General features: G+C 61.8%; 16 protein-coding genes. 8 read left to right on the forward strand and 8 right to left on the reverse strand.

What is annotated here, in order from left to right:
- Nucleotides 1–14 precede the first annotated feature (14 nt).
- The gene (locus tag NKI20_RS00890) at nt 15–1,226 is read right to left on the reverse strand and encodes an OpgC family protein (protein WP_352827449.1); all 1,212 of its coding nucleotides are present in this window, start codon (nt 1,224–1,226) and stop codon (nt 15–17) included.
- Between the two features lie 252 nt (nt 1,227–1,478).
- On the opposite strand from NKI20_RS00890, the gene NKI20_RS00895 reads away from it, so the two are divergent.
- A complete protein-coding gene (locus NKI20_RS00895; protein WP_352827452.1) occupies nt 1,479–2,147 on the forward strand; it encodes an alpha/beta hydrolase in 669 nt (222 codons plus the stop codon).
- A 25-nt stretch (nt 2,148–2,172) separates the two neighbouring features.
- On the opposite strand, the gene sthA is transcribed toward NKI20_RS00895, so the two are convergent.
- On the reverse strand, nt 2,173–3,561 hold the full coding sequence (gene sthA, locus NKI20_RS00900) for a Si-specific NAD(P)(+) transhydrogenase (protein ID WP_352730641.1): 1,389 nt from the start codon (nt 3,559–3,561) through the stop codon (nt 2,173–2,175).
- Between the two features lie 199 nt (nt 3,562–3,760).
- On the opposite strand from sthA, the gene NKI20_RS00905 reads away from it, so the two are divergent.
- The 3 genes from NKI20_RS00905 (at nt 3,761) to NKI20_RS00915 (ending at nt 6,161) form a co-directional block, all read left to right on the forward strand.
- Entirely contained in the window at nt 3,761–4,231 is a 471-nt protein-coding gene (locus NKI20_RS00905; RefSeq protein WP_352827454.1) for an RDD family protein, read from the forward strand.
- A gap of 140 nt (nt 4,232–4,371) precedes the next feature.
- Entirely contained in the window at nt 4,372–5,136 is a 765-nt protein-coding gene (locus NKI20_RS00910) for an arginyltransferase (protein WP_352605196.1), read from the forward strand.
- Nucleotides 5,137–5,264: 128 nt separating this feature from the next.
- Entirely contained in the window at nt 5,265–6,161 is an 897-nt protein-coding gene (locus NKI20_RS00915; protein ID WP_352827456.1) for a DMT family transporter, read from the forward strand.
- Nucleotides 6,162–6,180: 19 nt separating this feature from the next.
- Here the strand turns inward: NKI20_RS00915 and NKI20_RS00920 are convergent, their stop codons facing one another.
- Both NKI20_RS00920 and parC read right to left on the reverse strand, forming a co-directional pair.
- Nucleotides 6,181–7,398 carry an AI-2E family transporter gene (locus tag NKI20_RS00920; protein WP_352605192.1) on the reverse strand — a complete coding sequence of 406 codons (1,218 nt, stop codon included), beginning with the start codon at nt 7,396–7,398 and terminating at the stop codon, nt 6,181–6,183.
- A gap of 234 nt (nt 7,399–7,632) precedes the next feature.
- Nucleotides 7,633–9,885 (reverse strand): DNA topoisomerase IV subunit A, encoded by a 2,253-nt coding sequence (parC, locus tag NKI20_RS00925; RefSeq protein ID WP_352827459.1) that lies wholly within the window; start codon nt 9,883–9,885, stop codon nt 7,633–7,635.
- Between the two features lie 325 nt (nt 9,886–10,210).
- Between parC and NKI20_RS00930 the strand changes: the two genes are divergently transcribed.
- Nucleotides 10,211–11,401 carry an aq_1923 C-terminal domain gene (locus NKI20_RS00930; RefSeq protein WP_352827461.1) on the forward strand — a complete coding sequence of 397 codons (1,191 nt, stop codon included), beginning with the start codon at nt 10,211–10,213 and terminating at the stop codon, nt 11,399–11,401.
- A gap of 114 nt (nt 11,402–11,515) precedes the next feature.
- Here NKI20_RS00930 and aspS read toward each other — a convergent pair whose 3' ends face one another.
- Nucleotides 11,516–13,306: an aspartate--tRNA ligase gene (gene aspS / locus NKI20_RS00935; RefSeq protein WP_352827629.1), complete on the reverse strand. Its 1,791-nt coding sequence runs from the start codon at nt 13,304–13,306 to the stop codon at nt 11,516–11,518.
- Between the two features lie 215 nt (nt 13,307–13,521).
- Here aspS and NKI20_RS00940 point away from each other — a divergent pair, with 215 nt between their 5' ends.
- The 3 genes from NKI20_RS00940 to rnd all read left to right on the forward strand — a co-directional run bounded on the left by NKI20_RS00940 (nt 13,522) and on the right by rnd (nt 16,526).
- Nucleotides 13,522–13,941, forward strand: a complete 420-nt coding sequence (locus NKI20_RS00940) for a hemin receptor (protein WP_352608365.1) — start codon at nt 13,522–13,524, stop codon at nt 13,939–13,941.
- A 113-nt stretch (nt 13,942–14,054) separates the two neighbouring features.
- Nucleotides 14,055–15,299: an MFS transporter gene (locus NKI20_RS00945; RefSeq protein WP_352827463.1), complete on the forward strand. Its 1,245-nt coding sequence runs from the start codon at nt 14,055–14,057 to the stop codon at nt 15,297–15,299.
- A 75-nt stretch (nt 15,300–15,374) separates the two neighbouring features.
- The gene (rnd, locus tag NKI20_RS00950) at nt 15,375–16,526 is read left to right on the forward strand and encodes a ribonuclease D (RefSeq protein ID WP_352827465.1); all 1,152 of its coding nucleotides are present in this window, start codon (nt 15,375–15,377) and stop codon (nt 16,524–16,526) included.
- Nucleotides 16,527–16,575: 49 nt separating this feature from the next.
- Here the strand turns inward: rnd and NKI20_RS00955 are convergent, their stop codons facing one another.
- From NKI20_RS00955 to guaB, 3 genes are read right to left on the reverse strand one after another with little or no spacing between them, the layout of a single operon-like run.
- Nucleotides 16,576–16,995: an MAPEG family protein gene (locus tag NKI20_RS00955; protein WP_352827468.1), complete on the reverse strand. Its 420-nt coding sequence runs from the start codon at nt 16,993–16,995 to the stop codon at nt 16,576–16,578.
- Between the two features lie 25 nt (nt 16,996–17,020).
- Nucleotides 17,021–17,644 carry a hypothetical protein gene (locus tag NKI20_RS00960; protein ID WP_352827471.1) on the reverse strand — a complete coding sequence of 208 codons (624 nt, stop codon included), beginning with the start codon at nt 17,642–17,644 and terminating at the stop codon, nt 17,021–17,023.
- Nucleotides 17,595–19,097 carry an IMP dehydrogenase gene (gene guaB / locus NKI20_RS00965; RefSeq protein ID WP_023762205.1) on the reverse strand — a complete coding sequence of 501 codons (1,503 nt, stop codon included), beginning with the start codon at nt 19,095–19,097 and terminating at the stop codon, nt 17,595–17,597. Before guaB ends, NKI20_RS00960 begins: the two co-directional genes overlap by 50 nt.
- Nucleotides 19,098–19,320 lie beyond the last annotated feature (223 nt).

The following is a 19,320-nucleotide window of genomic DNA, read 5'->3' on the forward strand; positions in this document are numbered from 1 at the left end:
CGCCTCAACGCCCATCACCGGCCCATTCTTGCCGCCATCGACATGCCGAAGGACGGATGGAGGGGCGGTGCCACGTTGCGAACCGGCCTGCTTTTGCCGGACCAGCCAAGGCCCGAAATCCATTCGAGATAGTAGGCGAGCGCGAACTGCATGGCGATGCCGGCTGATATCAGCAGGCAGTCATAGGCAAATCCGCCGGGATTGATCAGTTTGAGCACCTGCGCTGCCATTGCAAGCACCGTGCCGGCAATGAAAACCGGCAGCGATCGTTTGCCCAATATGGCAAGCGGATGATCGCGGCCGGTACGGAAAATGTTCGAAACGGCCGGGAAGGCAACGATCAAATAACTCACCGCCAAAATATGCAGCAACCTCGGCAGTGAAAGAAAGGTCTTGTCGAAGCCGGTCAGCACCGGAGGCAGGCCTAGCCAGGAGATATGGCCCCAGAGAGGGCTGTGCACCCAGACCAGCGCCATGAAAATGTAAGCCAAGGCAGCGCCAACCAGCCAGCGATTGACCGGAATGGCGCCACCGCGACGCACATGCAGCGTGCCTGCCAGGCCGATGTTGAAAAGGAACTGCCACGACAGGGGGTTGAGGAACCAGAAGCCGGGCTCCGGATAGTTCACCGGAGCGATCTGGTAAATTCCCGCGACCAGCCACAGCGCGCCGGATGCGACCAGCGCCAAGACCGGCCGATAGCTGACGCAGAGCAGGAAGACCGGCGCCAGCAAGAGCAGCACCGCATACACCGGCAGGATGTTGTTGTAGCCGAGCTGGTGGCCGAGCGTCACGATGCCGATCAGCACTTGCGGTGCATTCTTGATCAACGGCTCGATGTTGATCATCGTCAAAAGCTCCGGTCGCCTGGCGAACACCGCCGCCGCGCAGAAGATCGCCATCACCACCATGGTGGTGACGATGTGGGCGGTATAGAGCACACCGGCGCGGCGCCACATCTTCAACGTCGCCAGCAGCCGGTTTCCAGGCTGGAACTTCTTGCCATAGGCGAGCGCGACCGCCATGCCGGAGATCAGAACGAAGACCTCTGCCGCATCCGAAAAGCCGAAATTCTTGTAGGTCAGATACTCGAAAGCCGTACCCGGCACATGGTCGACAAAGATGGTCAGCAGCGCGAGAGCGCGGAACACATCGATACGCGTGTCGCGGTCCGAGACACGCAAATCGCGATCTGGGACACGCTCAGCGCGGTCTGGGACACGCATATCGCGGTCCGGGACACGCGTGCCGCGGTCTGGGGATATTGGGGTGGTCATCGACAAAAAGGCCTCAAAGCTGGTTGTTCATTCCGGCAATGCGACCCCCGGCGCACCGCATCGATTCCTCCCGAGGAATGTTATCGGCGAGGAAACGGACTGTAATGCGCCTAGTTCAATCAACTTTCGCGGAACTTGAAAATATTACGTTTTGAAGCCGGCAAACTGACCGAAGTCATCATGAAATCAAAAGGATGAGGCATGACTGAAGAGACCGCACAAGATGGTGCATTACAGCGTGACCTCGCCTTCTCCTATCGCCTTTACTGCCCAGTGGATTCATCTGGCGACTGCTTCTTCCTGCTGCATGGGTCGGGCGTCGACGAGACGACATTGGTAACGCTGGCACAAGAGATATCGCCGCGTGCGATGCTGATCGCCGTGCGTGGCCGCATTGTCCAGGAGGATGGTTTCCGCTGGTTCGCACGCATCACGCCAACCCGTTTCGAGCAGCACAGCATCCGCACCGAGAGCGATGCCTTTGCAAGCTTCGTCACCGACGTGGCCAAGCGCCACCATCTCGACCTCACCCGCACGACATTCCTCGGCTATTCGAACGGCGCCAATCTGATTTCGAGCCTGATGCTGCTGCATCCCGGCTTAGTCGAACGCGCCGCGCTGCTGCGGCCGATGCCGGTGCTCGACGACGTGCCGGCGACGGATCTGTCAAAGGTGCGGGTGCTGATCATCGCCGGTGCCGCTGATCTCACCTATGCGCCCTTCGCCCCTGCTCTGGTGACATTGCTCAGCCAGCATGGCGCCGAGATCGACGCCCGGATTGTCCCATCAGGTCATGAATTCGGCAGCGTCGACGCGGCTATCGTCAGGCAATGGCTGTCGGGATCGGCGGCGGTGGCGCAGGCAGGCTGACGGGCTCACCAGCATGACCAGCCGCCTACCCTCGTCCCATCCGGTTCCAGGCGTCCAGTCCGGCGATCTTGTAGGCTTCGGCGAGCGTCGGATAATTGAAGGTGTTGTTGACGAAAAAGTCGACCGTGCCGGCGAGATTGATCACCGCCTGGCCGATGTGAATGAGCTCGGTGGCGCCCTCGCCGACGATATGCGCGCCGAGCAGGCGGCGCGTTTCGATCGAAAACAACAGTTTCAGGAAGCCGGTGTTGACGCCCATGATGTGGCCGCGCGAGGTCTCACGAAAACGCGCCACGCCGACTTCATAGGCGGCACCGCTCTCGCGCACCTGTTCCTCGGACTGGCCGACGGTCGAAATTTCCGGCACCGCATAGATGCCGTAGGGGAAGGTTTCCGGCGGCGGCGGCAAGGGCACGCCGAAAGCATGGCAGGCCGCCACCCTGCCCTGCTCCATGGAAGTCGAGGCCAGGCTCGGAAAACCGATGACGTCGCCGGCGGCATAGATGTTGGGCACGCTGGTCTGGAAGGATTGCGGATCGACCTTGATACGTCCTCTGGAGTCGGCCTCGATGCCGACTATATCCAGGCCAAGGCTGCCGACATTGCCGGTGCGGCCGGCGGCGTAGAGCACGACCTCGGAACGGATGGTGCGGCCATCGGCCAGTTCGACCTCGGCAGCATCCGGCTTGGAGCGGATTTCCTTGACTGCGCTGCCAAGCCGGATGGTCATGCCGCGATCGCGCATCTGGTGGATGAAATCGTCGACGATCTCGCGGTCGACGAAATCGAGTATGGAGTTGCGCGGCTCGACCAGCGTCACCGGCACATCCAGCGCGGAAAAGATCGTCGCATATTCGACCCCGATGACGCCGGCGCCGATCACCGTCAGCGTGCGCGGCAAACGATCCAGCTCCAGCATCTCGTCGCTGTCGAAGACGCGCGTCTTGTCGAAAGGCACCTCGCGTGGCCGGTGCGGCCTTGTGCCAACCGCGATCAATGCATTGGCAAAACCGACCTCACTGTAATCGCCGGTGTCGGTAGTCAGGCTGACCCTGTTGGGGCCGAGAAATTTTACCGCGGCGCGGGCGCTCTTGACCGTGTTGCGCATGAACTGGTGCTGCAGCACCTCGACCTCGTGGTCGAGCGTCTTATGCAGGCGCTCGACCAGATCGCCGACCGAGATATCCTGCTTGACCCTGTAGCCGCGCCCGTAAAAACCACGCTCGCGCCAGCCGGACAGGTTGAGCACCGTTTCACGCAGCGTTTTCGACGGAATGGTGCCGGTATGCACGGAGACACCGCCCAGGCGCCGGCCGCGGTCGACCACCAGAACCGATTTGCCGAGCTTGGCCGACTGCACCGCGGCGCGGCGGCCGGAAGGGCCGCTGCCGATGACCAGCATGTCGTAGTCCATATTGCCCCCTCGAGCGCTTTGTTGCGCCGCAGCAAGCTAATGCCATCCGCACCGCAAATTCAACCAATTCAGATTGCATCTGACGCCGTATGAGCTTGCGCGCCGCAAAAAGCCCGATCTTGATTCCGCTACAGGTCTTCACCATTTCACTACTGAGCGGCCCGCACCCTATGCCGGGTCCCTGTCACGAGGAAATGACATGAACGCGCGCGTTCTCGACGGGGAAATTATCACCAGCAGGCTCGACGATGTCAGGGCCTATGATGGCGTGCGCACGCGGCGCATCTTGGCCTTCGTGATCGACTATGTCATCGTCGCGCTGCTCACCATTCCGTTTGCCATTCTGGTGTTCTTCCTCGGGCTTTTGACCCTCGGACTCGGCTGGATGCTGTTTGGCGTCCTGGTCCCGGCCGTCGCCATCCTCTACATCTGGAACACGCTTGGCAGTGCCGATCAGGCCACCACGGGCATGAAGCTGATGGGCATCCGTCTCGACCGGCTCGACGGCAGGCCGATCGACGGCCTCACCGCGGTCGTCCATTCGGTGCTGTTCTGGGCTGGCAACGTCATCCTGTCGCCGCTGGTACTGCTGGTGACGCTGTTTTCCGACCGCAAGCGCACCTTGCACGATCTTTTGCTTGGCACGGTCGTCAGTCGTACCGACCGCTGAAACGGCCCTCCGGAGAGCAGTCGCAACCGACAAAGCGCAAATGTGAAGGCGTCGAGTCAGCCACGCCCTCACAATCCTGTTGAATTTTTCGCCGTCCGCGCCAAAGGTAGAGTGATTCGAAGGAGTGTTTCCAAGGCTCGATGACGCAGCATCCGACCCAGTCGCCGCAGTTCTTCCTGACCGCGCCATCGCCGTGCCCCTATCTCGATGGCCAGTTCGAGCGCAAGGTGTTCACGCACCTGGTCGGCGACAAGGCCGCCGAGATGAACGACCTGTTGACGCAAGGCGGCTTCCGGCGCTCGCAGAACATCGCCTACAGGCCGGCATGCGAGACCTGCCGCGCCTGTGTCTCGGTACGCATCCTCGCCCAGGAATTCGTCGCCAGCCGCAACATGAAGCGCGTGCTGCAGCACAATTCCGACCTCGTCGGCCACATGCACAATGCCGAGCCCTCGACCGAACAATATTCCCTGTTCCGCAGCTACCTCGATGCCCGCCACCGCCGTGGCGGCATGTCCGACATGACCGTGCTCGACTACGCCATGATGGTCGAGGACACTCATGTCGACACCAAGGTGATCGAGTACCGGCGGCGCGGGCCCGACACCTTCATCACCGGCAAGGGACAGGGCGAGCTGATCGCGGTGGCGCTCACCGACAAGATGGCCGACGGCCTGTCGATGGTCTATTCATACTTCAATCCCGATCTCGAGGAGCGGTCGCTCGGCACGTTCATGATCCTCGATCACATCGCCCGCGCCAGGGCGATGGGCCTGCCCCATGTCTACCTCGGCTACTGGGTCAACGGCTCGCGCAAGATGAATTATAAGATGCGCTTCATGCCGCAGGAGCATCTCGGCCCCAAAGGCTGGGAGCGCTACACCAACGAAGCGGTTTCACGCTGAGTCTTTCCACGATCCGCGCTTAACACTGTTTCAAGGCAGGAGATGCTGGTCGTTCAGCCGGTTGGCTGGAGAGAGTGCGCCATAGCACCGGCGGCCGCCAGCCTGCTCTTCATTGCGAAAGTTCCTGCATGTCCTCTCACCGTGATCACCAGAAAGGTCTTCTGATAACCGCCATCGGCGGGCTGACGCTGACTGCCGACATACCGTTGATCCGCCTCGCCGACGGTGGAGCATGGACGATCATGCTGCTGCGCACCGGCACTACATTCGTCGCGGCGATGGTGATCTGGTCGGTCTGGCGCACCCTGAACCGGAACGCCCCGCCACTTATCCCCGGCTGGTCCGGCCTGATTGTGGCGATCTGTTATGGGCTGACCGGGATCTCCTTCGTCACCGCTGTCTATACGACCTCGACCGCCGACCTGGTGTTTATCCTGGCCTTCAACACCGTGTTCGCGGGGTTGCTGTCCTGGATATTCCTGCGGGAGAGGCCGCGGCTGGTGACGATCGCCGCCATGCTTATCATGATCGTCGGCGTGCTGATCATCGTCGGCGGTTCCGTCGGCACCGGAAAGTTGTTCGGCGATTTCATGGCGCTGTGCTCGGCCTTCTTCATCGCCGTGGCCATCACCATCTCGCGCGCCAGCGGCAAGGACATGGGATTCACCTCGCTCGTCGGCGTCCTTCTGCCGCTTGGGCTGGCAGCCTTCATGCTGACAGGCGAAGGCTTCCATGTGAACGCGCCGTGGTGGATCATCTTCAATGGCGCCGTCATCATGCCGATCTCGTTCTTCTGCCTTGCCGCCGGGCCGAAATACATTTCGGGGCCGGAAGTGGCGATGTTCTACCTGCTCGAAACGGTGCTGGCGCCGGTCTGGGTGTGGATGATCTTTGCCGAGACACCGAGCCGCAACAGCCTGATTGGTGGTGCGATCCTGGTCGTGACGCTGATCGCACATTCGGCCTGGCAACTGCATGACGGGCGCAAGCGCCGTAGCGACTTTGCGGTGCATCATCCGGTGTAGGGCAAGCCGGCTTCCGAGATCAGGCGCTGGCCTTCTTCTTGGCCAGGTCGGGTTCCGGCAGGGCCTCGATTTGCGGGCCGGCTTCAATTTCGGCCGGCGAACCAAGTGCGATTTCGTCGGCCAGTTCCACCTCGCGCAGCCATTCGCGCCAGATTGCGACCAACAGGGCCATCAACACGGGGCCGATGAACAGGCCTAGGAATCCCATGGTCTTGACGCCGCCGATCAGGCCGAAGAACGTCGGCAGGAAAGGCAGTTTTATCGGCCCGCCGACCAGCTTCGGGCGCAGTGTCTTGTCGACGATGAACAACTCGACCGCGCCCCATAGAAACAGTGCCAGCCCGGCCATCGGCGATCCGCTGGCGGCGAGGTAGATCGAGACCAGGGTGAAGGATAGTGGCGCACCGCCGGGGATCAGCGCCATGACGCCGGTCAGGGCGCCGAGCGTTACCGGCGACGGCACGCCGGCCAGCCAATAGGCAATACCCAGCACCAGCCCCTCGCCGATGGCGATGACGGTCATGCCCGTCACCGTCGACGATATCGTCGCCGGCACGACGCGCGAGATCCGCTCCCATCTGGTCGGCAGGATGCGTTCGCCGAGACGGTCGACCTGGCCGGCAAAGTGCTCGCCGTCGCGATAGGCGAAGAACAAGGCGATCATCATGAACAGCAGCGTCAGGAGCAGGCCGAAGGCGCTGCCGCCGGCGGCCAGCACGCCGCGGTAGATGCTGCCGATATTGGCGCCACTGACCAGCTGGATCAGTTCACCAATGCCACCAGGATGGCCAAAATTCGTCGTCCATTGCTCATTCAGCCACTCGCCCACGACAGGCATGGTGGCGATCCAGTGCGGCGTCACCGCACCGTGCCGGTTGGTCTCGATGGCCCAGGCGACCCACTCGCGGACCTCGTTGATCGCATAGGTGCCGGCGAAGGCGATCGGTATCACCAGGAAGGCGAGGATGAAGAGGATGGCAAAGGTTGCGGCGATGGTGCGGTTGCCGCCAACTGCGACAAGCAGGCGGCGGTAGAGCGGCCAGCTGGCGAAAGCGATGACAAGCGCCGCCAGCACCGGAAACAGGAAGCCATGAAAAAAATAGACGCCGGCGGCGACGATCAGCACCAGCAGCCAGCGCGCCGCCGACAGTGGCGGAATGACGGCGGCCCGCAGCGGCGTCGACAGGCCGAACAGGCGCTGCTGCCGTTCCGGTTTCTGGATTTTTGCTTCCTTCAAACGCCTGCCTCTCTCAAACACCCTTCCCGCTTATGCACTGACATAGTGCAGCAATCGTGACGATAGTCCAATTGTTGGGATCTCCCCCCTCGAGGGGGAGATGGCCGGCAGGCCAGAGGGGGTCGCCGCGCATGAAGCGCCAGCCTCCTTCGTCTGCGATAGGAGGTCGCGTCAGGACGTACCGACCCCCTCTGTCGCCTTCGGCGACATCTCCCCCTCAAGGGGGGAGATTAGCTATCCAAATTTCCCCGTCCTCGGGAAGCCCTTCGGCACCATGCGTCCGGCCGAGGCGCGCGCGCCGATCCATTCGGCCAGTTCCTCGCGCGACCGGGTGAAGGTGCGGTCGGCCGAATCCTGCCAGGTGAGACCGCTCTCCAGCGCGAACGGCTTAAGGTCGAGAAGGCCGCCGTCCTTGTATTTCTGCAGCCGCACGCCCTTGCCGCGGCCCATCTCCGGAATCTCGGAGAGCGCGAACACCAGCATCTTGCGATTCTCGCCGACGATGGCGAGATGATCACCCGTCACCGGAATGCAGCGCTTGGCTTCGTCCGGCGCCTTGACGTTCATCACCTGCTTGCCCTTGCGGGTGTTGGCGACGACTTCCTCCTCAGGCACGATGAAGCCGTTGGCGTCATGCGAGGCCAACAGCAGCTTGCGCTTCGGATCGTGAACGAAGGCGGTGACGATGTCCTGATCATTGTCCATGTCGACGATGATACGGATCGGCTCGCCATGGCCGCGGCCACCAGGCAGCCGGTCGGCGCCGATGGTGTAGAACTTGCCGCCGGTCGTGAAGACCAGCACTTTGTCGGTGGTCTGGGCATGGAAGGCGAGCTTGAGGCTGTCGCCTTCCTTGAAAGTCAGTGTCGAGAGATCGGCCAGATGCCCCTTCATTGCCCGCAGCCAGCCCTTTTCAGAAACGACCACGGTGACCGGCTCGCGCTCGATCATGGCATGGGCAATGTCGGTCAGATCGTGCTCGGGCGCGTCGGCGAACTGGGTGCGGCGCTTGCCGAGCTCGGTCTCCGGACCGAACTTGTCGCGGATGTTGGTGACCTCCCACTTGATCGTGGCCCACTGCTTCTCGTTCGAAGCAAGCAGCGCCTCGATCTGCTTCTTCTCGGCGCTCAACCCGTCGAATTCCTTGCGGATCTCGAATTCTTCCAGCTTGCGCAGGGCGCGCAGCCGCATGTTGAGGATTGCTTCGGCCTGCGTGTCAGTGAGCGACCAGCGGGCCATCATCACCTGCTTTGGCTCATCCTCCTCGCGGATGATCCTGATCACCTCGTCGATGTTGAGATAGGCGATCAGATAGCCGGCAAGAATCTCAAGGCGCCGTTCGATTTCACCGAGCCGATGTTTCGAGCGGCGGATCAAAACCTCGCGGCGATGCTCGAGCCACTCCTGCAGCACGCCCTTCAGCGACAGCACGTTAGGCACCTTGCCGCGCGACAGGACGTTCATGTTGAGCGGGAAGCGGCTTTCGAGCTCGGTCAGCTTGAACAGTGATTCCATCAGGATGCCGGGGTCGACCGAGCGGCTCTTCGGCACCAGCACGACGCGGATGTCCTCGGCGCTCTCGTCCCTGATATCCTCAAGCAGCGGCAGCTTGCGCGCCATCAACAGCTCGGCGATCTTCTCGATCAGCCGGGCCTTCTGTACGCCGTAGGGAATTTCGGTGACGACGATGCTCCAGGTACCCCTGCCCTGATCCTCCTGGATCCATTTCGAGCGGACGCGAAAGCCGCCGCGGCCGGTCTCATAGGCTTCGAGGATCGAAGCGCGGCTGTCGACGATGATGCCGCCGGTCGGGAAATCCGGCCCCTGGACGAAATCCATCAGCTTGGCCACCGGCGCGTCCCGATGCTCGATCAGGTGAAGTGCCGCATCGCAAAGCTCGGCCGCGTTGTGGGGCGGGATCGATGTCGCCATGCCGACGGCGATGCCGGACGAGCCGTTGGCCAGCAGGTTCGGGAAAGCGCCGGGCAAAACCACCGGCTCTTCGTCTTCTTCATTGTAGGTCGGCCGATAGTCGACGGCGTCCTCGGTGATGCCGGACAACAGCTCGGTCGCCACATCGGTCATGCGCGCTTCGGTGTAGCGCATGGCGGCGGCGTTATCGCCGTCGATGTTGCCGAAATTGCCTTGCCCGTCGACCAGGGGATAGCGCATCGAAAAATCCTGCGCCAACCGCACCAGAGCGTCATAGATCGACTGGTCGCCATGCGGGTGGAACTTGCCCATCACCTCGCCTACGATGCGGGCGCATTTGGCAAATCCCTGGTCCGGATTGAGCCGCAACAGGCGCATGGCGTGCATGATGCGGCGATGGACCGGCTTCAGTCCGTCGCGCACGTCTGGCAGCGCCCGGTGCATGATGGTCGACAGCGCATAGGCAAGATAGCGCTCTTCCAGCGCCTTCTTCAGATCGACCGGCTCGATATGATCGCCACCGCCATTTTCAGGCGGCAAAAGCCTTTTTCCCATGGGCTGGGACTAGCCGAGCGGGTGATTCGCGGCAAGAGGCAGGCAGCTATGCCGGACCTTCTGCAACATGAAACCGTACGCCAAGGGATATCGACCAACATCAGCCTGTTACATGCGGGTTCTAAGGCCAAGCGCGATGATATCGCCCACCGGTTCTTCATGATAAATTAGCCGGTTCGCACGTAGACGGTGGGATCGGGTTTGCCTTTCGCCGTGATTTTTGGCCATTGTGCCGGGATACGCCTTTTTCCGGTCCAGTTCGTCACGGAATGGTGATGGCGCAAAGAATTGAAAAACAATTTCAGAACACTCTCAGGGATCTGCGATGACAATCAAACGCTCAACTCTCCAGAAATTTGCCTTTTCGACCTTTTTGCTCACGCTGCCGCTGAACGCCGCCCTTGCGCAGGACGCGGCAGTCGCCGACCGGCTGAAGGCAGCCCTTGCTGCCCAGGGCGTCGACATTTCCTGGACCGGCGTGACCGGTGACAATGCCAGCATGGTGCTGCAGGGCGTTGCCGTCAAACCGGCGGCGGAAAAGGAAGCCCTCACGATCGGCGACGTCAAACTCGAAGGCATCACCGAGGCCAATGGCGGCTATGACATCGCCACCGTGTCGACGGCGGCCTTCGAACACAGCAAGGACGGCGTCACCCTCGATCTCAGCCCGTTCGTCATCCACGACATGACCGTTCCGGCCGACGGCGCGACCAGCCCCTTGGGCTCGCTGATGATGTACAAGTCTGCCGAACTCTCGAACATGACCGTCAAGGTCGCCGACAAGACCGCCTTCTCGATGGACGGACTGGCCATCGAGATCACTCCGCCGGCGGACGGCAAGGCGATGGAATTCAGCGCCACCACGGAAAAGTTCAACGCCGACCTGACACTGGTCGACGATCCCAAGTCCAAGGAAGTCATCAACGCGCTCGGCTACCAGAACATCGCGGGCAATCTTGAGATGGCCGGCACCTGGCAGCCTTCGGACGGAAAGATAGAACTGTCGAAATATGACATCTCCGTCGAGAATGCCGGCACGTTCGGAATGACCTTCGATCTCGGCGGCTACACGATGGATTTCATCAAGTCGCTGCAGGAAATGCAGAAGAAAATGGCGGCACAACCTGAAGGCGCCGACAATTCGGCGCAAGGCATGGCGATGCTCGGCCTGTTGCAGCAGCTTTCTTTCAACGGTGCCTCGATCCGCTTCGACGATGATTCGCTGACCAACAAGGTGCTGGACTATGTCGGCAAGCAGCAAGGCATGTCCGGCAAGGACATTGCCAACCAGGCCAAGGCGATCGTGCCGTTCGGCATGGCGCAGCTCAACAACCCGGAACTGACGGCACAGGTCACGGCCGCGGTCGGCAAATATCTCGACGATCCGAAGAGCATCGAGATCTCGGCAGAGCCACCGGCTTCGGTGCCGTTCGCGCTGATCATGGCGGGCGCCATGTCCAACCCGCTCGACCTGCCGAAGACGCTCGGCGTCACCGTCAAGGCCAACGAAGACTGATCGAAACGACCTCAAGACGCGAAAAGCCCGGCAGCGATGCCGGGCTTTTCATTGGGATTAGCGAACCAAACGAATCGTTTCGGGTGGTTTATTAAAGCAGAGCCCGAAGTGCGATCAGGCGTCCTTCTTGGGCACAGCCACGCGCAGCGCCAGTTCGCGAAGCTGCTGTTGGCTCGCTTCCGAAGGCGCGCTCATCAACAAATCATAAGCCTGCTGGTTCATCGGGAACATGGTCACTTCGCGCAGATTCTTCGCCCCGACCAGCAACATGACGACGCGGTCGATACCGGCAGCCATGCCGCCGTGCGGCGGCGCGCCATATTGGAAAGCGCGGTAGAGGCCGCCAAAGCGCTCCTCGACCGTGGCGCGGTCCAGCCCGACGGTCTCGAACGCCTTGACCATGGTTTCGGGCAGATGGTTGCGGATACCTCCGCTAGCGATCTCGAAACCGTTGCAGACCATGTCGTACTGGAACGCCTTGATACCGAGCAGATCCTCGCCATTCAGAGCATCGATGCCGCCTTGCGGCATCGAGAACGGATTGTGAGCGAAGTCGATCTTCTTCTCTTCCTCGTTCCATTCGAAGAACGGGAAGTCGACGATCCAGCACAGTTCGAAGCGCTCACGGTCGACAAGGTTCAGCTCCTCGCCGGCGCGCGTGCGCGCCGCACCTGCAAAGGAGACGAACTTCTTCGGATCGCCGGCGACGAAGAAGGCGGCATCGCCTTCGGCAAGGCCGAGCTGAAGGCGGATCGCCTCGGTGCGCTCCTCGCCGATGTTCTTGGCGAGCGGGCCGGCGCCTTCGAGCTTGTCGCCCTCCTTGCGCCAGAAGATATAGCCCAACCCCGGCTGGCCCTCGCCCTGCGCCCAGGAGTTCATGCGGTCGCAGAAGGCGCGGCTGCCACCGGTCTTTGCCGGAATCCCCCACACCTCGGCCTTCAGATCGTTGGCAAGGATGTTTGCGAACACCTTGAAGCCGGAATCGCGAAAATGGTCGGAGACGGCTTGCATCTCGATCGGGTTGCGCAGATCCGGCTTGTCGGTGCCGTATTTGCGCATGGCGACATCATAGGGGATGCGCTGGAAGTTCTGCGTCACCGGCTTGCCATTGGCGAAGGTCTCGAAGACCTCGCGCATGACCGGCTCCATGGTCGACAGCACGTCGTCCTGCTCGACGAAGCTCATTTCGAGGTCGAGCTGGTAGAATTCGCCGGGCAGACGGTCGGCGCGCGGATCCTCGTCGCGGAAGCACGGCGCGATCTGGAAATAGCGGTCGAAGCCCGACACCATGATCAGCTGCTTGTACTGCTGCGGCGCCTGCGGCAGCGCGTAGAAGGTGCCGGGATGGATGCGCGACGGCACCAGGAAATCGCGCGCGCCTTCCGGCGACGAGGCGGTGAGGATCGGAGTCGAGAATTCGGTGAAACCAACCTCGCCCATGCGCCTGCGCATTTCGGCGATGATTTTCGTCCGCGCAATGATGTTCTTGTGCAGCGTCTCGCGGCGCAGGTCGAGGAAACGGTATTTCAGCCGGATATCCTCGGGGTAGTCAGGCTCGCCGAACACCGGCAGCGGCAATTCCTTGGCCGCCGACAGCACTTCGATCTCGCGGGCGAAAATCTCGATCTCCCCGGTCGGCAGGTTGGCATTGGTTGTCTCGGGCAAGCGCGCCTTGACCTCGCCGTCAACGCGGATGACCCACTCGCCACGCACGGTCTCGGCAACCTTGAAGGCCGGCGAATCGGGATCGGCGACGATCTGGGTCAGGCCATAATTGTCGCGCAGGTCGATGAACAGCAAGCCGCCATGATCGCGCACGCGATGCACCCAGCCCGACAGGCGAACGGTCGAGCCGACGTCGCTCTTCCTCAACTGGGCACAGGTATGGCTGCGGTAACGGTGCATTGTCATTGGTACAGTCCGGGGTGCTGGGTTGCGGCCGACGGGCCGGCTCGAAAATTTGCGCGAAAAGCGCATGAGAGGCCGCCTTTGTCAAGGCAAGCGGCTTTGGTTGCCTGTTGGTTCGACCTTGAGGGATCCAAGTCTCTGCCGGTCTTCATGCATTGCCGTCAGAAGCATTTCTTGCAACGATGCAGCCATCACGATTTGGGAGATGCTTTGTGCCGAAACGCTCTTCGCAAAAGGGCATCGGGCCACATAATGGCCGCGAGTTGGAACTGATGCTGCGGGGCGACAAGCCGATGGCGTTGTTCGCGGCAGAACCAGGCGTGGACGCCGAAGATATTGGTGAAGCGCATTTCAAGCAGTTTGTCGACGAAGGCCGAATTCTGAAGTTCTCCCAGGTTGATCCCAAAACGTCCGTGGAAGAACGCAGCTACTGCCTGCCGACAGAGGAGTGGCGCTGCAAGCTCAGCCTGCTGATCGCTCGCATGTGCCGCAGCGGAGAAGCCTTTGACGTCTTCACATCGAATGATCTGGCGAGACTGGAGGGTGCTCTCCTTGGCTATTCAAAGGAGAGTGTTGAAGCGTTCGTTGCACATGCAGCGTCGCTGAAGCTGCAGAATTCCAGCACGGATTGAACGGCCTACCCATTCCCGACCCAGGCCGAATTCGAACTATGCCACCAGGATTGCCGCTGGCAATAACTAAGGCGATAGTTCAAGAAGGGTCACCGACACGTGATCACCCCTTCATGTCCTCCATCCGTCCGCTGATCCCGCTCCTGCTCGCCGCCGGCATTCTGCTTGGCGGCAATGGGCTGCAGAGCACGCTCATCGCGCTGCGCGGCGCGCAGGAAGGTTTTTCCGCCTCCGTCATCGGCCTGATGGGCACGTTCTATTTCGCCGGTTTCCTGCTCGGCTGCCTGGCCATCACCCGCATCATGAAGGCCGTCGGCCATATCAGGGCATTTGCGGCACTGGCGGCAATCGCCTCGGTCGGCACCCTTTTGCTGGTGCTGGTTCTCAATCCGGTAATGTGGTGCGCGGTGCGCTTTGCCGGCGGTTTCTGTTTCGCCGGGCTGTTCACGATCGTCGAAAGCTGGCTGAATTCCGGCGTCAGCAATCGCGACCGCGCGCGTGTGCTGGCGATCTACCGGATGGTCGATATCGGCTCGGTGACGGGCGCCCAGTTCCTGATCCCGATCTTCGGCGCCGGCGGATTCGCCATCTTCGCCATCATGTCGATGATGATCACGTTCTCGGTTGTGCCGGTCTCGCTCGGCGACCGCTCCAACCCGACGCCGCCCGAGGACGTCAAGCTCGACCTGGCGCGCGTCTGGCGGATTTCGCCGTTGGGCTGCTTCGGCTGCATCGCCGTCGGCGTCACCAACAGCGCCTTTCGCACGTTGTCGCCGGTTTATGCCGAGCAGATCGGCATGTCTGTCGCCGATGTCGTCACCTTCGTCAGCGTCGGCATTTTCGGCGGCGCCATCATCCAGTATCCGCTTGGTTACCTCTCCGACCGCTGGGACCGGCGCCGGGTGCTGTTGATGACGACCTGCTGCGCGATGCTTTCAGCATTGGCGCTGGTGTTCATCGCCGGCAGCAATCCGGCGCTCAACTTCGTCCTCGTCTTCGTCTTCGGCTGTTTCGCCATGCCACTCTATTCGCTGTCAGCCGCGCACTCCAACGACCGCGCCGATACCGGCGAATTCGTGCTGATCAACGCGGCGCTGATGCTGTTCTATTCCTTCGGCGCCATTGGTGGGCCGTTCGCCGCCTCAGCCGTGATGCAATATTTCGGACCGAGCGCGCTGTTTGTGTTCAGCGCCGTGGTCTATGCAATCTTCATTGCTGTTATTCTCTTTCGGATGCAGGCCCGTTCCGGCGTGCCGGCAGGCAGGCGCCGCCGTTTCACCGCGCTGTTGCGCACCTCGACGGCATTCGCACGGCTAGCCAGAAGAAACAGCGATTCCGACGGGCCGGCTGGCTCGTGAAGATGGCGCCAAAGCTTGACGAAAGCCCCGCCGGCTGAAATCTAGGAAAACCTTACTCCTGCCAAAAGCGATTTGATGCACGTCATCACCACCCAGAAAGAACTCGAGACCGCTCTCGCCGCTTTCGAAAAGTCGGCGTTCGTCACCGTCGACACCGAATTCATCCGGGAGACGACCTTCTGGCCGATCCTGTGCCTGATCCAGATGGCCGCACCCGGCGTGACGGCGCTGATCGATCCGCTGTCGCCCGATATCGATCTGAAGCCGTTCTTCAAGCTGATGGCCAACGAGGCAGTGGTCAAAGTCTTCCACGCCGCGCGGCAGGACATCGAAATCATCGTCCATCTCGGCGACCTGGTTCCGCACCCGGTGTTCGACACGCAAGTCGCGGCGATGGTCTGCGGCTTCGGCGACAGCGTTTCCTACGACCAGCTGGTGCAGCGGATCACCGGTGCGCGGCTCGACAAGTCGTCGCGCTTCACCGACTGGCGCCACCGGCCGCTTTCCGACAAGCAGCTCGACTATGCGCTGGCCGACGTCACCCATCTGATCGAGGTCTATCAGCACCTCAGCGCCGAGTTGGAGCGGGAAAACCGTGCCCATTGGCTCAACGAGGAAATGGATGTCCTGACCTCGCGCGAGACCTATGATCCGCATCCCGAGGACGCCTGGAAGCGGCTGAAGATGAGGCTGCGCAAACCGCAGGAACTGGCGATCGTGCAGGCTGTGGCCGCATGGCGCGAGCGCGAGGCGCGCGAACGCGACGTGCCGCGCGGCCGCGTGCTCAAGGACGATGCGATCTACGAGGTGGCGCAGCAGGCGCCGCGCGACGCGACAGGCCTTGGCAAGCTGCGTACCACGCCGAAGGGTTGGGAACGCTCCTCGACGGCCACGGCGCTGCTGGGCGCGGTCAATACCGCCCTTGCCTTGCCCAAGGAGCAGATGCCGAAACTGCCGAAGAGTTTTCAGCCGCCGGAGGGCTCGAACGCTGCCGCGGAACTGTTGAAGGTGCTGCTGCGGATCGTCGCCGAAAAGGAAGGCGTCGCCTCGAAAGTGCTGGCCTCAAGCGACGACATCGATCGCATCGCAGCCGAAGGCGAGGATGCTGACGTACCGGCCCTGCAGGGCTGGCGGCGCGCGGTGTTCGGCGAGGCAGCGCTCAAGCTGGTGCGCGGCGAGATCGGCATCAAGTTCGACAAGCGCAAGATTGCACTGTTTGATCTTTAGCTTCAGTCTCGTCCTCCTCCTCCGATTTGGGAAAGGCAGTTGTCCCGGCTCAAACCACTCCGAGCAGATGCAGCGCAAGCCAGATCCATCCCAGCAAAAGGACCACCGCGCCGAACGAGAAAGAGCGGCTGCGCAGCAGCAGATGGTTGCTGGTCAGGTGAATCCAGGCATGGAAATACCGCGACGCGACAAAAATCCACATCAGCGCCAGAGTCAGATAGTTTACGCCGTTGGTCAGGTGCAGCATCAGGCACAGCACATAAAACAGCACCGGCAGCTCGAACTGATTGATGAGATTGGCGGCAACGGCAGAGCTGGAACTCGGCTCGGTCGAGCGCGCCTGGTACTGACTCGGCTTGGCTTCGCCTGACCTGACCGCGCCATATCTGCGACGACCCAGGACGACATAGACGATGTAGATCAGCAGCACATGCGCGAGAACAGGCCAGAAGATCGTGGTCTGGTTCATGAAGCGCCCCCTGCCCCGTCTGGCATCAAGGTTGGTGTTTCTGGCCTGTCAGCCAGAAGGCGGCAATGACAACCACCGGAATGGCGAAAAGCGCGAATTTGGTGACGATAAGCGCAGAGGCGAAAGACAGCGAGTCCGGGTTGGCCGACAGGAAATCCGACAGCAGCCGCGCCACCGCGATGTTCTGGGCGTAGTCGGCAAGCGTGTAGGGCAGTACCAGGACCAGCGCGACGATCGATTGCAGCTGTCCCGGCAGCACGCGGAAGTTCTTCAATCGCCGGCCCGTGGCCAGGATCAGGCTGATCAGCGTCACCGACAGCAGCGCCGGGAACAGGAGATCGAAGGTCAGATAGTGCCAGACGAGAATGATCTCGCCGCCGCGCCGGCCGAGCGCCGTCAGCCAGGCCATGCCTTCGTCGGGCGTGAAGCCCAAAACGCGCATGTCGAGTGACGACAAGCCGCCGCTCAACCGCCGGAAGTAGAAGAATTCCATCGCCGTCATGGCTATGAAAACCGCCGCCGACAGAAAACATAGCGCGGCCGCGTGACGCGACAGCCGCAGGATCGATGCGGTCAGGTTTCGTCCAATCCCGTACTGGTCAGGCTCCGCCCGGATAGTTCGGGCTTTCGCGGGTGATCGTGACGTCATGGGCGTGGCTTTCACGAAGTCCGGCGTTGGATATACGCACAAAAGTGGCGCGTTCGCGGAAATCGGCAAGATCGCGACCACCAACATAACCCATAGCGGCTTTCAAGCCGCCCGCAAGCTGGTGCAGCACGCCAGACACAGGTCCTTTGTAGGGAACCTGCCCTTCGATGCCTTCCGGGACCAGTTTCAGCGTGTCGCGCACCTCAGCCTGGAAGTAGCGATCGGCGGAACCGCGGGCCATGGCGCCGACCGAGCCCATGCCGCGATACGCCTTGAAGGAGCGGCCCTGGTGCAGATAGACCTCACCGGGGCTTTCGTCGGTTCCGGCCAGCAGCGAACCGATCATGGCGGCACTTGCACCGGCGGCGAGCGCCTTGGCGAGATCGCCGGAGTACTTGATGCCGCCATCGGCGATCACCGAGACACCTGATTTGTGCGCCGTTTCGACCGCCGACATGATCGCCGAAAGCTGCGGCACGCCGACGCCGGCAACGATGCGCGTGGTGCAGATGGAGCCCGGACCGATGCCGACCTTGACGGCGTCTGCGCCGGCATCGATCAGCGCCTGCGTGCCTTCGGCGGTGGCGACGTTGCCGGCCAGGATGCGGACCGAGTTGGAAAGCTTCTTGGCGCGCGTGACCGCGTCCAGCACGCGCTGCGAGTGGCCATGCGCGGTGTCGATCACCAGAAGATCGACCCCGGCGTCGATGAGGCGTTCGGCGCGCTCGAAACCGTCATCGCCGACGCTGGTGGCGGCGGCGGCGCGCAAGCGGCCCTGCACGTCCTTGGTGGCGTGCGGGTTGAGCTGCGACTTCTCGATGTCCTTGACCGTGATCAGCCCGACGCAATTGCCCTGCCTGTCCACCACGACCAGCTTTTCGATCCTGTGCTGATGGAGAAGCCGCTTGGCCTCGTCCTGGTCGACGTTCTCCTTGACGGTGATCAGGTTGTCGCGGGTCATCAGTTCATGGACCTTCTGCGCCGGATCGGACGCAAAGCGAACGTCGCGATTGGTCAGGATGCCGACCAGCCGCCCGACCTTGTGGCCGCCACTGCCGCCATTTTCGACCACTGGAATGCCCGAGATCGAATAGCTGCGCATCAGGCCCAGCGCGTCGGCGAGCGTCGCGTCGGGGCCGATGGTGACGGGATTGACCACCATGCCGGATTCGAACTTCTTGACCTGCCGCACCTGCTCTGCCTGTTCAGCCGGCGAGAAATTGCGATGGATGACGCCAATGCCGCCGGCCTGGGCCATGGCGATGGCAAGCCTCGCCTCGGTGACGGTGTCCATAGCCGCCGATAGGATCGGCACGTTGAGGTCAATGTCGCCGGCGATGCGGGTGCGGACATCGGTCTCGCCAGGCATGACCTCGGAGTGACCGGGCTGCAACAGCACGTCGTCAAAGGTCAGCGCCAGTGCGCCGGTGGACGTTTCGATGATTTTTGCCATGGCCAGTCCTCGGAATACAAAAAAGCGCTTGACCGGAATGGACAGCGCCGACTCGTCTTCTTCCCTTTCAGGATTGGCGCTGGCTCGTAACACGTCCCGGCGCCGATGAAAAGCCGATGATTTCACGCCCCAGGCTCCGAAGTCAGGTTAACAAAAGACCTGACGACAGCCAGTTCAGTGTCGGCAGCTTTTGTGCCGGCAGCTTTTCAGGATAGGAATTTTT

Origin of the sequence: Mesorhizobium sp. M0830 (genome assembly GCF_040319965.1) — a bacterium.
Taxonomy (GTDB): Bacteria; Pseudomonadota; Alphaproteobacteria; order Rhizobiales; family Rhizobiaceae; genus Mesorhizobium.

What these genes read in the sequence shown, in the direction of transcription:
- sthA (WP_352730641.1), bottom strand. Translation starts at nt 3,561, where the DNA reads ATGGACTACGACATGCTGGTCATCGGCAGCGGCCCTTCCGGCCGCCGC.
- NKI20_RS00910 (WP_352605196.1), top strand. Translation starts at nt 4,372, where the DNA reads ATGACGCAGCATCCGACCCAGTCGCCGCAGTTCTTCCTGACCGCGCCA.
- NKI20_RS00930 (WP_352827461.1), top strand. Translation starts at nt 10,211, where the DNA reads ATGACAATCAAACGCTCAACTCTCCAGAAATTTGCCTTTTCGACCTTT.
- NKI20_RS00915 (WP_352827456.1), top strand. Translation starts at nt 5,265, where the DNA reads ATGTCCTCTCACCGTGATCACCAGAAAGGTCTTCTGATAACCGCCATC.
- NKI20_RS00955 (WP_352827468.1), bottom strand. Translation starts at nt 16,995, where the DNA reads ATGAACCAGACCACGATCTTCTGGCCTGTTCTCGCGCATGTGCTGCTG.
- parC (WP_352827459.1), bottom strand. Translation starts at nt 9,885, where the DNA reads ATGGGAAAAAGGCTTTTGCCGCCTGAAAATGGCGGTGGCGATCATATC.
- guaB (WP_023762205.1), bottom strand. Translation starts at nt 19,097, where the DNA reads ATGGCAAAAATCATCGAAACGTCCACCGGCGCACTGGCGCTGACCTTT.
- NKI20_RS00960 (WP_352827471.1), bottom strand. Translation starts at nt 17,644, where the DNA reads ATGACGTCACGATCACCCGCGAAAGCCCGAACTATCCGGGCGGAGCCT.
- aspS (WP_352827629.1), bottom strand. Translation starts at nt 13,306, where the DNA reads ATGCACCGTTACCGCAGCCATACCTGTGCCCAGTTGAGGAAGAGCGAC.
- NKI20_RS00895 (WP_352827452.1), top strand. Translation starts at nt 1,479, where the DNA reads ATGACTGAAGAGACCGCACAAGATGGTGCATTACAGCGTGACCTCGCC.
- rnd (WP_352827465.1), top strand. Translation starts at nt 15,375, where the DNA reads ATGCACGTCATCACCACCCAGAAAGAACTCGAGACCGCTCTCGCCGCT.
- NKI20_RS00945 (WP_352827463.1), top strand. Translation starts at nt 14,055, where the DNA reads ATGTCCTCCATCCGTCCGCTGATCCCGCTCCTGCTCGCCGCCGGCATT.
- NKI20_RS00890 (WP_352827449.1), bottom strand. Translation starts at nt 1,226, where the DNA reads ATGCGTGTCCCAGACCGCGCTGAGCGTGTCCCAGATCGCGATTTGCGT.
- NKI20_RS00905 (WP_352827454.1), top strand. Translation starts at nt 3,761, where the DNA reads ATGAACGCGCGCGTTCTCGACGGGGAAATTATCACCAGCAGGCTCGAC.